Raw genomic sequence first — 13,794 nt, 5'->3', positions numbered from 1 at the left:
CCCGGTTACCGCCGTGAAAGGGCGGTGTCCTAGGCCTCTAGACGATGGGGACCCGGACTTTCTTTCGAACTTGATGGTGGAGGTAAGCGGGATCGAACCGCTGACCTCTTGCATGCCATGCAAGCGCTCTCCCAGCTGAGCTATACCCCCGCTCGAAAGAAGGCCGCATTGTAGAGATGTACTTTGCCCTTGTAAAGCGGTTTGCGGGATTTTCAGAGATATTTTTTCAGTGCCGTCAGCACCTGCTCGCGGCCCAGCAGTTCGATGACTGCATCGACTGAAGGTGTCTGTGTCTGGCCAACCAGCATGGCCCGCAGCGGCATCGCCAGTTTGGGCATCTTGAGGTTGTGCTGGCTCAGCGTTGCCTTGATCAGGGCAGCTATGGACGGGATGTCCCAGGCGACGGTGGCGATGCCGGCAGTGAAATCGGCCAGTGCCGGACGGCATTCATCCGTCAGGTGCTGTGCCAGCAATTCGGCACTGGGTTCTACTGGCTGGTAGAACACTTTTACCGCCTCGGCCAGCGCGCACAGCGTATTGCAGCGGTCGACGTAGAGCGCAACCGCTTTTTCCAGACAGGGGCCGGAGTCTGTTTCGACATTCAGACGCGCCAGATAGGGGCGGGTTTTGGCAGCCAGTTCGGCGGCCGGCAGTTGCTTCATGTAATGCTGGTTCAGCCACAGCAGTTTTTCAGTGTTGAACTGTGCGGCGGAGGCGGTGATGTGGTCCAGGTCGAACCATTCGATGAACTGGGCGCGGCTGAATACCTCATCGTCCCCGTGCGACCAGCCCAGACGGGCGAGGTAGTTGATGACTGCCTCGGTGAGGAAGCCTTCTTCCTCGTATTGCATGACGGACACAGCGCCGTGGCGTTTGGACAGCTTGGTGCCGTCGTCACCCAGAATCATCGACAGGTGGGCGTAGGTTGGAATCTCGGCGCCCAGTGCCTGCAGGATGTTGATCTGGCGCGGGGTGTTGTTGACGTGGTCGTCGCCGCGGATGACGTGGGTGATGCCCATGTCCCAGTCGTCCACGCAGACACAGAAATTGTAGGTGGGTGTGCCATCGGCGCGGGCGATGATGAGATCGTCCAGTTCGGCATTGGCAATGGCAATGCGGCCCTTGACCGCATCATTCCAGGCGACCACGCCATTGACCGGATTCTTGAAACGCACGACAGGTTCGACCCCGGCCGGCGGGGGCGGTAGTGTCTTGCCGATTTCAGGCCGCCAGCGTCCGTCGTAACGCGGCTTCTCCTTACGCGCTTCCTGCTCGGCGCGCAGCGCATCCAGTTCCTCGCGGCTGGTGTAGCAGTAGTACGCCGTGCCGGCCGCCAGCATCTCCTGAATCACTGCCTTGTAGCGATCCGTGCGCTGCATCTGGTAGAACGGTCCTTCGTCGTGTGTCAGTTCCAGCCAGGCCATGCCGTCAAGAATGGCTTGCACTGCTTCCGGTGTGGAGCGGGCGACGTCGGTATCCTCGATCCGCAGAATGAACTGCCCGCCATGGCGGCGGGCAAAAGCCCAGGAAAACAGCGCCGTACGGGCGCCGCCAATGTGCAGATAACCGGTGGGGCTGGGGGCAAAACGGGTGCGGACTGGTTTCATGGCTGGCTAATTCAGGAAAACAAAGTCCGCCATTCTAGCCGACAACGCTGCAGACAACGTTTGACCAAGCTGAACCGATGTGATTTAATGCGCGCCTTCTTCGATGGGCGGTTAGCTCAGCGGTAGAGCACTGCCTTCACACGGCAGGGGTCACTGGTTCGATCCCAGTACCGCCCACCAGCGATGAAAAGACTAAAACCCGCATAGCGTAAAGCCCTGCGGGTTTTTTGTTTGGGCGCGTCCGGCTCTTCCGGAGACTTTCACTCCACCTTGATCGCATCCTGGCGCGCTGCGCCCTTGTTGTCGGTCCAGTGTACCGAGAGGGTGTCGCCGCTCTTGATCTGGCGGGCCTTGAAAACGAATAGTGGGTTGCGCGAGACCGAGGTGTTGAGCTGGCCGCTGATCAGGGGGCGGTCGTTTTGTTTCAGGGTGAAGGTCTGGATGTAATGGACGGCAACGAGCTTGCCGGCGTCGTCACGGCGCAGGCCGTTTTCCATCGGGTGTGGCATGAGAATGCGGATTTCGGCGCCTTCGCCCTGGCGTTGTACGCGGATACGGAGGGGTTCGCTCATGGTGTTTTCCTCAGCAGCCACTCAGGGTGACCTTGATGTCGCGGAAGGCGACGTGATTCTTGCCGTCAGCGGTGCGGGCGACGGCGCGGATGCGCATGCTCTCGGCGAGCTTGATCTGGATTTTGGCGTAGGGCAGTGCGTTATCGCCAAATTCCAGTTCGGCGCACAGTGGTAGCGGGTTTTTGTCGGCAAAGAGCAGCAGGCTGCGGGTGTTGGGCAGATTGCTGCTGATTTCGATGTCTACCTTGGCGCCGTTTTCGGCGATTTCCGGGGCGTTCACGATGATGTCGCGGGTTTCGCTCAGCAGCGGAATGTTCAGCGCCTTGAGGCCGGCCCCCGTGCTGGTGGCGCTGAAGGCGTCGCGTTGCCAGGGGGCGGCCTGGACGGCGCCCGGGCGCAGCAGGCCGGTGCCCAGCAGGGGCAGCAACAGGCTGGCGGCGCTGCCACGCAGGAAGGTTCGGCGAAGTGGTTGCATGTCTGAATCCTCGAAAGTGCTGTAACGGTAGGGGCTGTGACCAGCGTTAATCATTTTTGTGCCAACTTGTGCCCCAGTCTGCTGTCGCATTTTGCGCGCCGGTGGATGGCAGCGCCGAGCATGGCAGGGGCGTTGGTCGTGCCCATGTCGCAGAGGGGGAGCGGCCCGCAGGCAGCCGGCCGGGCGGCATGCGTTATCATAGCACCGCCATGCAGCTGCCCATTTTCCTCCGCCGTCGGCTGACGGCTTCCGTGCTGTCCCTGGTCCTTGGTGCCGGGGGCGCGATTTCTCCTGCCGTCGCGCACGAGTTGCCAGAACTGGGGGATGTGGCGGGGGAGGAACTGCCGCTCATGCTGGAAAAGAAGATTGGCCAGCAGATCATGCAGGAGATCCGGCAGCGCGAAATCAGCTATCTCGACGATTATGACGTCGAGGCCTATCTAAACCAGTTGGGCGGACGGCTGGCGGGATTCAGCAAGGATCCGGGGTTCGGTTTCGAGTTTTTTGCGCTCAATGATCCGAGTATCAACGCCTTCGCCATGCCCGGTGGCTATATCGGCGTACACACCGGTCTGTTGCTGGCAGCGCAGAGCGAATCGGAACTGGCTGGGGTGCTGGCGCACGAAATTTCGCACGTTACGCAGCGCCATATTGCGCGCCAGTTGTACCAGTCCAAACGGGTCAGCATTGCTTCCATGGTGGGCATGGCCCTTGGTTTGCTGGCGGCAAGCTCCAACCCGCAGGCGGGGGCAGCGGCCGTCGCGGCCAGCCAGGCCGGGGCCATTTCGGCGCAGCTGGCCTACTCGCGCGATTTCGAGCGGGAATCGGATCGCCTGGGTTTCGAGATGCTGGGGCGGGCCGGTTTCGATCAACACGGCATGGCGCTCTTTTTCGAGCGTCTGCGTCAGGCATCACGTCTCTACGAAAACAACGCCACGGCCTATCTGCGCACGCACCCGCTGACCAGTGAGCGGATTGCCGACATGCAGAACCGGGAAACCGGTCTGGGCTATCGTCAGGTGCCGGACAGTCTTGAATTTCATCTGGTGCGCGCCAAATTGCGCGCCCTGCAGGGGCGTCCGGATGATGCGGTGAAGCTGTTCAGCAGTCAGTTGGCCGAGCGTAAATTCACCAACGAAATTGCCGCCCGTTACGGGCTGGCCTATGCCCAGTTCCGCGCCCGCAACTGGGCGGCCGCGCAGGAAGCCATCGACGCTGCACGCGCCCTGAGCAAGGGGGCGGCCTCGCTGGAGCGACTGGCTGCCGAGGTGCGGCTGGCGCAAGGGAAGGCGGATGAGGGTGTGCGCATCTACCGCAGCGCGATGGAACGTTATCCGCTCAATCGTGCCTTGGTGTATGGCTACGCCGATGCCTTGCTGCAGAGTCGACAGTTCGACACGGCCTTGCGTTTTAGCGAAGAGCAGCTGCGGGTACAACCGTTCGATATTCGTTTGCACCGTCAGCGCGCCGGGGCGTATGCCGGCCTGGGCAAGAATGCCATGCAGCATCGGGCACTGGCCGAAGTGTTTGCATTGCAGGGACAGACTGCGGGGGCCATCGGGCAACTGGAACTGGCCATCAAGGCGGGCGATGCCAATTTCTACGAGATGTCGGCCATCGATGCCCGTCTGCGTGAGTTGAAAATCCGGCGTCTGGAAGAGCTTAAAGACAAGAATTAAAGCGTGTCACGGTATGTGCACTGCAGTCGAGTCCGGTGATTGAGGTTAAAATGGCCCGCTTCACTTCTATGTTGAATGGTTATGGAATTTGATCGCGAACTCGACGTCAAGGGTCTGAACTGCCCGCTGCCTATTTTGCGCACCAAGAAGGCCCTGGCGGAAATGGATTCCGGGCAGGTGCTGCGCGTACTGGCGACCGATCCTGGTTCCCAGAAGGATTTCCCCGCTTTTGCCCGGCAAACCGGTAATGAACTGGTCAGCCAGAAGGAAGAGGGCGGCGTCTTCATTTACGACCTGAAGCGCAAATAAACGCCGACAACACCCGCGGCTATGCCGCGTTTTTCGAAGACAGGCGGGCTCCCGTAGGGGCGCCTGCCGCCTGGTGTTTCAGTGAGCTGCAGGAAATCCTGACGGTCAGCGATGCGGCCAGCCTGGACCAGGCGTTGGCACGCATCGGGCAAACGCCGGCGTGGACCGTGATGGCCCTCGATTACGAACTGGCCTACCTGCTGGAGCCGGCGGCGGCGCCAGCCGGTTGGTCGGCGGCCGCGGCCACACGTCCGCTGGCGCGCTTCTGGCGTTTTGCCCAGTGCCGGCAATTCAGTGCGGCGCAGGCGGAGGCGTTTCTGGCGCCGCATGCCACGCTGCCGGCAGGGGTGGCCGAGATTGGTGCGGCGTGGGATGAAACGCGCTACCGGGAGGCGGTGCACGAAATCCAGCGGCTGATTGCCGCCGGTGATTGTTATCAGGTCAACCTGACTTATCCCCTCGATTTCTCCTGGTTTGGAACGCCGCTGGCGCTCTATGCCCGCCTGCGGGCGCGGCAGCCGGTACGTTACGGTGGCTGCATCGGCGATGCAGAAAGCGGCATCGTCTCCCTGTCGCCGGAGCTGTTTTTCAGCCGTCAGGCAGATACGCTGGTCACCCGCCCGATGAAAGGTACGGCACCGCTCTCAGAGCCGCCGGAAACGCTGGCGCAGTCGGCCAAGAACCGGGCGGAAAACCTGATGATCGTCGATCTGCTGCGCAATGATTTGGGGCGTGTCGCCGCGACGGGCAGTGTGCGTGTCGATGAATTGTTTGCGCTTGAAACCTATCCGACGGTGCGGCAGATGGTGTCGCAGATTTCGGCAAGCGTGCCGGGGAAAAGTTTTTCTGATCTGCTGCGGGCGCTATTTCCCTGTGGTTCGATCACCGGCGCGCCGAAGATTCGCGCCATGCAGATCATTCATGAACTGGAGCGGCAGCCGCGCGGGGTGTATACCGGCGCTGTCGGCTGGCTGGCGCCGGCGGGGGATTGCCGGCTCAATGTGGCGATCCGTACCCTTGAACTGACCGCCGGGCAACGTGGGCGGATGGGCGTGGGCAGTGGCATCGTCGCCGATTCCGAGGCGGCTGGGGAATGGGCGGAATGTGCCCTGAAGGCGGCTTTTCTGCGTGTCGATCCGGGCCTGCGCCTGATCGAAACCCTGCGCCGGGAAAATGGCATCTATCCGCTCTGGTCCGGCCATCTGGCGCGTTTACGCCGTTCTGCCGCTGCCTTTGGCTTTCCTCTGGATGAAGCAGCCGTGCTGCAGCAGTTGTCGCTGCAGCCGATGCGCGGAACCTGGCGCGTGCGTCTGACCCTGGATCATGCCGGTCGGATCGAAGTGACGGCGCAGCCGCTCGACAGTGGGCCCCCAGTGGAAAAACTGGCCTGGCTGGCGACACAGCCGATTCTCGCCGACGATGTTCTGCGCCGCCATAAAACAACCGTCCGCGCTGCCTACGACGCGGCACTGGCGACCCTGCCGGCAGACGGTTCGGTTTTCGATGCGGTCTTTCTCAATGAGCGCGGTGAGGTCGCCGAAGGCGCACGCAGCACGGTGTTCGTCGAACGGGACGGCGTGCTGCTGACGCCGCCCTTGACGAGTGGTGCGCTGCCGGGTGTGCTGCGGGCACATTTGCTGGCGAGCGGCAAGGCGCGGGAGGCCGTGCTCTGGCCTGCTGATCTGAGCGCCGGGTTCTGGCTGGGCAACGCGCTGCGTGGCTTGCAGCCAGTCCGTTTGAGAAGTTAGCTGCGCTGGCGACGGTACAGGTGCAGCACGGCCAGTGAGCCGAGTGCGGCCAGAATCGCGTAGAAGAAGATTTTGGCGTTGAGTTCCTGGTACTCGACCAAGACCGGCTGCTGGCTTTCCGGGTCAATGCGGTAGCGCACCGAGGTCTGGAAATTCCAGGCCGAGGTCTTGACTTCCATATCCTCACCCCAGGGCATCCAGCGTACGTACAATTGGCGGTAATCGAGCTCCCCGCGTGTAGCCTGCGGGCGTAGCGACAGCACCTTGCCTTCGCTGCGGGCCTGGGCCAGTTCGCCCACCGGAACGATACAGTCGGTGCCGTTGCTGCACTGTACGGCCAGGGGGTAGTCGGGCAGCCAGTCGCCGCCTTTCTGCCAGGGCCAGAACATGAAGAACGCCAGTCCCCACACCCAGACCAGGACGCAGAAAATCATGAACAGGGCGAAGATGCTGCTGAAACGTTCGCTGTGCTGTGGTGCGGTCATGGTTCAGTTCCCCAGCTTGGTCAGTTGTGGTTTGAGTTTCTCCAGCGTGGCCGTGAATTCGGCCACGCGCTGTTTTTCCTGCTCGACCACGGCGGCTGGCGCACGCGCCACGAAGCTCTCGTTGCCGAGCTTGCCCTGGGCAATGGCGATCTGCTTTTCCAGCTTCTCGATTTCCTTTTTCAGCCGTTCCTTCTCGGCGGCAACGTCGATTTCCACTTGCAGCATGAGCCGGATTTCGCCGACCACGGCGACCGGCGCCACGGCATCGGCCGGCATGTCGTCGACGATGTGCACCTCGGAGAGCTTGCCCAGTGCCTGCAGGATGGGGGCGAATTCGCGAATTTCTTCGCCGCCGCCGGCCACCAGCAGGGGCGTGCGCTGCGCCGGGGAGATACCCATTTCGCCGCGCAGGTTGCGGCAGGCGTAGGCCAGCGCCTTGAGGCGGTCGACCTTGGCTTCGGCAGCGGTATCGATACGCGCCAGGTCGACCTGCGGGTAAGCGGCGAGCATGATCGAATCGTGCGTCTTGGCGCCGGCGATGGGGGCCACGGTCTGCCATAGTTCCTCGGTGATGAACGGAATCAGCGGGTGCGCCAGGCGCAGTATGGTTTCCAGTACCCGCACCAAGGTGCGGCGGGCGGCGCGTTGCTGTGTTTCGTTGCCGGTCTGGATCTCGACCTTGGCGATTTCCAGATACCAGTCGCAGAACTCGTCCCAGACGAACTTGTAGACGGCCTGGGCGATCAGGTCGAAGCGGTAGTCGATGAAGTGGCGTTCGACTTCCTGCTCGACGCGTTGCAGCTGGCTGACGATCCAGCGGTCGGCAAAGGACAGTTCATCACTGCCGTTGCCGAGCTCCTGGCCTTCAACGTTCATCAGCACGAAGCGGGTGGCGTTCCACAGTTTGTTGCAGAAATTGCGGTAGCCGTCGCAGCGGTTGAGGTCGAACTTGATGTCGCGACCGGGCGAGGCGAGCGAGGCGAAGGTGAAGCGCAGCGCGTCGGTGCCGAAGGCCGGGATGCCGTCCGGGAATTCCTTCTTGGTCTTCTTGGCGATGCTCTCCGCCTGCTTCGGGTTCATCAGGCCGAAGGTGCGCTTCTCGACCAGCGCGTCGACGCCGATGCCGTCGATCAGGTCGATCGGGTCGAGCACATTGCCCTTCGATTTCGACATTTTCTGGCCTTCGCCGTCGCGAATCAGGCCGTGTACGTAGACATGCTTGAACGGGATCTGGCCAGTGATCTGCTTGGTCATCATGACCATGCGCGCGACCCAGAAGAAGATGATGTCGAAGCCGGTGACCAGCACCGACGACGGCAGGTATTGCTTGAGCAGCGGGTTGGCCGCGTCGGCGGCGGCATCGCCGGTCCAGTCCAGCGTCGAGAACGGCCACAGGGCGGACGAGAACCAGGTGTCGAGGACGTCCTCGTCGCGGCTCAATTGGCCGGCGTAACCGGCCTTGTCGGCCTGGGCGCGGGCTTCTTCCTCCGTATGCGCGACGAAGACTTCGCCATTGACGCCGTACCAGGCGGGAATCTGGTGGCCCCACCACAGCTGGCGGGAGATGCACCAGTCCTGGATGTTGTTCAGCCACTGGTTGTAGGTATTGACCCAGTTTTCCGGATAGAACTTGATTTCGCCGGAGTGGACGACTTCCAGCGCCTTTTCGGTGATCGATTTGCCATCTTCGCCGGGCTTCGACATGGCGACGAACCACTGGTCGGTGAGCATCGGCTCGATGACGACGTTGGTCCGGTCGCCGCGCGGCACCTTGAGCTTGTGCTTGTCGACCTTGATCAGGATGCCTTCGGCTTCGAGGTCGGCGACGACGGCCTTGCGGGCGTCGAAGCGGTCCATGCCGCGATATTTTTCCGGCGCGTGGTCGTTGATCTTGGCATCCAGCGTCAGGATTGAGATCATCGGCAGGTTGTGGCGCTGGCCGACGGCGTAGTCGTTGAAATCGTGTGCCGGTGTGACCTTGACGCAGCCGGTGCCGAATTCGCGGTCGACGTAGGCGTCGGCGATGATCGGGATTTCGCGGCCGGTCAGCGGCAGCTTCACCCTCTTGCCGATCATGTGCTGGTAGCGCTCGTCCTCCGGATGGACCATCACGGCGGTGTCGCCGAGCATGGTTTCCGGCCGCGTCGTGGCGACGACCAGGCTATCCGAGCCGTCGGCCAGCGGATAGCGGATCTGCCACATGAAGCCGTCTTCCTCTTCCTGCACGACTTCGAGATCGGAGACGGCGGTGTGCAGCTTCGGGTCCCAGTTCACCAGGCGCTTGCCGCGGTAGATCAGGCCTTCGTTGTAGAGACGGACGAAGGTTTCGGTGACGACCTTGTTCAAGCCGGCGTCCATCGTGAAGCGCTCGCGCGTCCAGTCCGGGCTGGTGCCCATGCGGCGCATCTGCTTGGTGATGGTGTTGCCGGAGTATTCCTTCCATTCCCAGACCTTTTCCAGGAATTTCTCGCGGCCGAGGTCGTGGCGGCTGATGCCTTGCGCATCGAGCTGACGCTCGACGACGATCTGCGTGGCGATGCCGGCGTGGTCGGTGCCCGGCTGCCACAGCGTGTTGTGCCCCTTCATCCGGTAATAACGGGTCAGCGCATCCATGATCGTCTGGTTGAAGCCGTGCCCCATGTGCAGCGTACCGGTCACATTGGGTGGTGGCAGCAGGATGCAGAAGTTGTCACTGACGTCAGGATTCGCCCCGGCGGCAAAGTAATTGCGGGATTCCCATTCGGGATACCAGCGGCGTTCGATGTCGGCGGGTTCAAAAGCTTTGGCGAGTTCCATGGCGGCAGGCAGAATCGGAAAAGGCGCGATTATACCGGAGCCGCCGCTCTCGCCGTGGCGCCTCAGCGCATCTGGAACAACTCCTGATGAAAGCGCTCGGGCGGCAACCCGTGGGCGACGAAATCGTCACGCAGCGATTGCCCGAATCCCGGCGGGCCGCAGAACCAGATACTGGCCGTGGCCCATTCCGGAATGCTGGCGCGGATACGTTCGCCGTCCAGGCGCCCGTCCTTGCCACTGACCAGCAGGTGCAGGTTGACCTGGGCTGCGGCGGCATCGGCCTGCAGCAGGTCGATGGCGTTCTGATCGACATCGGCCGTGGGGTGGAACAGATCGATCGTCTTTGCCTCCGGCACAGCGGCCCGCTGTTTCATCCGGGCAATGAACGGCGTGATGCCGATGCCGGCGCCGATCCAGATCTGGCGCGGTTGTTCGTCGGTGAAGTCGAAGCAGCCGTAAGGGCCTTCCACCGTGACTTCCATGCCGGGTTGCAGGCGATCCGCCAGGCGGCTGGTGTGATCGCCAAGCGCCTTGGTGATGAAGACCAGTTCCTGCTCGGCAGGATTCCAGGAGGAGGCAATGGTGTAGGGGTGCGCTCCTTCCTTCTCATCCGAGGTGACGAAGGCGAACTGTCCGGCTAGGTGTCCTTGCCAGCCCGGTGCCAGGGCGATTCTGGTTTCCAGCACGCGCAGGTTGGGGAAGCGGGTGAGGTCGGTGATGCGGCCCCTGACCTTGCGCCGGGCACCGACCCGTCCGAGCAGGACGAGCACGGCGGCAATGCTGCCGCCGAGCAGCAGTAGCGCCAGCACCCAGCCGACGGGTTGCGTCCAGTAGCCAATTTTGGTCAGTACAACGGTGTGGTATGCCAGCGCCAGATAAGCCACCGCCAGCAGTTTGTGCGTTTTGGCGAACCAGTGATAGGGGAAGCGCTTGATCAGCGCCAGCACGATCAGGATGACCGCTGCGTAAAATGCCCATTCGCCGATGGATTCGGCCAGCCCCCGCTGGCCACGCAACCAGCTTTCCAGCATGCCGTGTTGTGCCTGCTGCCCGCCGGCGCCACGCGCCGGTTTGACCAGCCAGCCCCAGCCCACCATCCATTTGGTGCCTTTGGCCCACCACCAGTGCAGGGTGGCCACCACCAGCGCGGCGATGCCCAGCCATTTGTGCAGCCGGTACATCTTGTCCAGGCCATCCAGATGCGGTTCCAGCCATTTCGGGCGCAGTGCCAGCAGCATGGCGACGCTCATCAGGCAGATGCCGATGACGCCGCTGAACTGGGTGAAGACGGTGCGGAAGGAGAAATAGGTCAAGGGCGACGGCGCCAGTGAGTCGGCGGCGAGCCACAGGGCTGCGGGAAGCAGCAGCGAGGCCAGCAAGGCCATTTTTATGCGGTTCATGGGGGCTCCGGTGTGCCCGGTTAGGCAAAATCAGGCGGCGATTGTACGCCCAGCACCGGCAAACAGCCTTAGAAGCTTGTCATCTACGGCTGTTTGCCGGGGTTGCGGCGTATGCGCTTGCATCACGCCGTAACCTATATGCGGCTGCGGGGAGAGCAGCCTGCTCTCCCCGCGTGTCGTAACCGTCGATGCTTATGCGCGGGGGGCGCGCTCGCCCATGCGACGCGGTTCTTCGGCGCGCAGATCCTGCAGCTTCTGGCGTTGTTCCGGGGTCAGGACATCCAGCACCTGGCGCTCTCCTTGCAGGCGGGACAGCTCGATGTCGGCGCGCTGGCGGGCGATGTTGTCGATCAGTGCCTTGGCTTGTGCTTCATCGAACTGGGCACTTTGACGCAGGGCCTGTAGCTCACGCTCGTTTTTCTTCAGCGCCTTCATTTGCTGGCGCATGTTGGGCGCGCGCTGATGCATCAGTTCGAAAATCTTGTCTTCCTGTGCTTCGCTCAGGTCGAGGCGTTGCAGGCTGCGCATCATGCCGCCACCGTGCATGCCGTAAGCACTTTTCATGAAACCACCCGGCATCTGACATTCGCCACGCGGCGCATGATGTTTGCCGTGGCCCTGTTTACCCTGGAAGGCCATGGCCCCGAAAGGCAGGGTGATGGCCAGAGCGGCGGCAACGAGGGTGGCGCGGGTGAAGTGACGTTTTTGCATGATGCTTTCTCCTGGAATTAAGCCGGAACTGTGGCCCGACGACAGGACGTAGCTTACGGAGCGGGGTGTAAGCTGTCGTTTGCCAGATGTAAGTGGGGGTTTCTGAGGGGGAGTCAGCAACAGTTATGATGCGGTCTTCGTTTTCTTCGCACAGCCTTTGTCATGACACCCGAACAGTTCATTGCCACCTGGAAAGACAACCCGCTGACCGAACGTGCTGGGGCGCAGGGTCATTTTGATGATTTGTGCGATTTACTCGGCGTCGCCAAACCGCGTGATCCGGACAATTACTGTTTCGAGCGTGGGGCGCGCAAGGCGAGTGGGGGGGATGGCTGGGCGGATGTCTGGAAGCGCGGCCATTTTGCCTGGGAGAACAAGAAACCCGGGCGCGATCTCGGCGCGGCGCTCAAGCAGCTCACCGATTACGCCTTGCAGCTCGATAATCCGCCGCTGCTGGTGGTGTGCGACCGCGAGCGCATCGTCATTCACACTGCATTTACGGGTTATCCGGACGAGCCGCACGAGATACGCATCGAGGAACTGATCCTGCCGGAAAAGCGGCAGGTGCTGTCCTGGGTGTTCAGCGATCCGGAGAAACTGCGCCCGGAAAAATCCACGGCGGCGATTACTGCGGCCGCTGCCGGGCAGTTTGCCGAGTTGGCCAAGGCCATGCGCGAACGGCCGGTGTTTGCCGAACACTGTGGCGAGCGGGTGGCGCATTTTCTCGTGCAATGTCTGTTCTGCATGTTTGCCGAGGACGAGCAGCTTTTGCCTGCCGGCATTTTTACCACCTTGCTGGCCAATGCCGGTGGCGATACGGCCAAGGCGGCGCGGCGCATCGAGAAGCTGTTTGCGGCCATGCGCGACCGGCACGGTGAGTACGGCGACCATGACATTGCCTGGTTCAACGGCGGTTTGTTCAAGCATATCGATGTGCCGCCGCTGGCGGCTGCTGATCTGGCGGCTTTGCATCGTGCGGCGGCGGAGATGGATTGGCGGGCGATTGATCCGACCATTTTCGGTACCTTGTTCGAGCGGGGCCTTGATCCTGCAGCCCGGGCGCCGCTGGGGGCGCATTACACCGACACCGGTACGATTGCCAAGTTGATCGATCCCCTGGTCCGCGAGCCGCTGTTGCTGGTGTGGCAGGGTGTCAAGGCGGAGATTCTGGCGGCGCAGAAGTTGAAGAAGCCAGGGAATAAACCGACGGCGCTGTATCAGGGTTTTTTGCTGCGCCTGAATCATTTTCGGGTGCTTGATCCGGCCTGCGGCAGTGGCAATTTTTTGTATCTGGCCCTGCGTGCGCTGCGTGATCTGGAAAAGCGCGTGCATGTCGAAGGTCAGGAGTTGGGTCTGCCGGTGCCGCTGGCGATGGAAACGGGTCCGCACAATATTCTCGGGCTGGAAATCAATGAGTTTGCGGCCGAACTGGCCCGTGTCACGGTGTGGATCGGCGACATTCAATGGTGCCGCCAGAACGGCTACCCGCATGCCCTCAACCCCATTTTGCGCCCGCTGGATGGCATAGAACATCGTGATGCGCTGCTCAATGCCGACGGCAGCGAAGCGGCGTGGCCAGCGGCGGACGTAGTGGTGGGGAATCCGCCGTTTCTGGGCGATAAGGTGATGCGGAGTGAATTGGGGGCAGATTACGTTGACACGCTGCGCAAGACTTACGATGGGCGCGTGCCGGGTGGCGCCGATCTGGTGACCTACTGGTTCGAGAAAGCGCGGGCGCAGATTGCGGCGGGGGCTTTACGGGCGGCGGGGCTGGTGTCTACCAATTCCATCCGTGGGGGCGCGAATCGCAGGGTGCTGGATCGTGTGGCGGCGAGCACCCGGATTTTCCTGGCCTGGAGTGATGAGCCGTGGGTGAATGACGGCGCGGCGGTGCGGGTTTCGCTGGTGGGGTTTGGTGGTTTTAGTGATGCGGTTGAGCGCGTGGTGGCTGACGGCGCGGCGGCTGACAGCGCGGCGGCGACAGGCGGGGGGGGGGGGGGCGCCGCGAGCGA

At 62.3% G+C, this 13,794-nt stretch carries 11 protein-coding genes and 2 tRNA genes; 5 read left to right on the top strand and 8 right to left on the bottom strand.

Features of this window, described 5'->3' with window-relative positions; genetic code table 11:
* Window positions 1-74 precede the first annotated feature (74 nt).
* Together JYJ39_RS01180 and gltX are read right to left on the bottom strand one after the other, a co-directional pair.
* A tRNA-Ala gene (locus tag JYJ39_RS01180) sits at window positions 75-150 on the bottom strand.
* 62 nt (window positions 151-212) lie between these two features.
* Window positions 213-1,607 carry a glutamate--tRNA ligase gene (gene gltX, locus JYJ39_RS01175; RefSeq protein ID WP_205201382.1) on the bottom strand — a complete coding sequence of 465 codons (1,395 nt, stop codon included), beginning with the start codon at window positions 1,605-1,607 and terminating at the stop codon, window positions 213-215.
* Between the two features lie 105 nt (window positions 1,608-1,712).
* Between gltX and JYJ39_RS01170 the strand changes: the two genes are divergently transcribed.
* Window positions 1,713-1,787, top strand: a tRNA-Val gene (locus tag JYJ39_RS01170).
* An 80-nt stretch (window positions 1,788-1,867) separates the two neighbouring features.
* Here the strand turns inward: JYJ39_RS01170 and soxZ are convergent.
* Both soxZ and JYJ39_RS01160 read right to left on the bottom strand, forming a co-directional pair.
* Complete coding sequence (gene soxZ / locus JYJ39_RS01165; protein WP_205201380.1) at window positions 1,868-2,179, bottom strand: thiosulfate oxidation carrier complex protein SoxZ; 312 nt, start codon at window positions 2,177-2,179, stop codon at window positions 1,868-1,870.
* Between the two features lie 10 nt (window positions 2,180-2,189).
* A complete protein-coding gene (locus JYJ39_RS01160; RefSeq protein WP_205201378.1) occupies window positions 2,190-2,654 on the bottom strand; it encodes a thiosulfate oxidation carrier protein SoxY in 465 nt (154 codons plus the stop codon).
* Between the two features lie 188 nt (window positions 2,655-2,842).
* On the opposite strand from JYJ39_RS01160, the gene JYJ39_RS01155 reads away from it, so the two are divergent.
* The 3 genes from JYJ39_RS01155 to pabB all read left to right on the top strand — a co-directional run bounded on the left by JYJ39_RS01155 (window position 2,843) and on the right by pabB (window position 6,390).
* On the top strand, window positions 2,843-4,333 hold the full coding sequence (locus JYJ39_RS01155; RefSeq protein WP_240189492.1) for a M48 family metalloprotease: 1,491 nt from the start codon (window positions 2,843-2,845) through the stop codon (window positions 4,331-4,333).
* Between the two features lie 81 nt (window positions 4,334-4,414).
* Window positions 4,415-4,642: a sulfurtransferase TusA family protein gene (locus JYJ39_RS01150; protein WP_205201376.1), complete on the top strand. Its 228-nt coding sequence runs from the start codon at window positions 4,415-4,417 to the stop codon at window positions 4,640-4,642.
* Window positions 4,643-4,812: 170 nt separating this feature from the next.
* A complete protein-coding gene (gene pabB, locus JYJ39_RS01145) occupies window positions 4,813-6,390 on the top strand; it encodes an aminodeoxychorismate synthase component I (RefSeq protein ID WP_240189499.1) in 1,578 nt (525 codons plus the stop codon).
* Here the strand turns inward: pabB and JYJ39_RS01140 are convergent.
* The 4 genes from JYJ39_RS01140 to JYJ39_RS01125 all read right to left on the bottom strand — a co-directional run bounded on the left by JYJ39_RS01140 (window position 6,387) and on the right by JYJ39_RS01125 (window position 11,782).
* Window positions 6,387-6,875 (bottom strand): hypothetical protein, encoded by a 489-nt coding sequence (locus JYJ39_RS01140; RefSeq protein WP_205201372.1) that lies wholly within the window; start codon window positions 6,873-6,875, stop codon window positions 6,387-6,389. The genes pabB and JYJ39_RS01140 overlap by 4 nt on opposite strands.
* A 3-nt stretch (window positions 6,876-6,878) precedes the next feature.
* Window positions 6,879-9,671 carry a valine--tRNA ligase gene (locus tag JYJ39_RS01135; protein ID WP_205201370.1) on the bottom strand — a complete coding sequence of 931 codons (2,793 nt, stop codon included), beginning with the start codon at window positions 9,669-9,671 and terminating at the stop codon, window positions 6,879-6,881.
* A 62-nt stretch (window positions 9,672-9,733) separates the two neighbouring features.
* Complete coding sequence (locus JYJ39_RS01130) at window positions 9,734-11,071, bottom strand: ferredoxin reductase family protein (protein ID WP_205201362.1); 1,338 nt, start codon at window positions 11,069-11,071, stop codon at window positions 9,734-9,736.
* 192 nt (window positions 11,072-11,263) lie between these two features.
* Entirely contained in the window at window positions 11,264-11,782 is a 519-nt protein-coding gene (locus JYJ39_RS01125) for a Spy/CpxP family protein refolding chaperone (RefSeq protein WP_205201352.1), read from the bottom strand.
* 162 nt (window positions 11,783-11,944) lie between these two features.
* Here JYJ39_RS01125 and JYJ39_RS01120 point away from each other — a divergent pair.
* On the top strand, window positions 11,945-13,794 hold a 1,850-nt coding region (locus JYJ39_RS01120), incomplete at its 3' end, for a DNA methyltransferase (RefSeq protein WP_205201350.1).

This window comes from Azonexus hydrophilus (assembly GCF_905120355.1).
Classification (GTDB): domain Bacteria; phylum Pseudomonadota; class Gammaproteobacteria; order Burkholderiales; family Rhodocyclaceae; genus Azonexus.
This window is presented reverse-complemented; position numbering and strand designations above follow the sequence as displayed.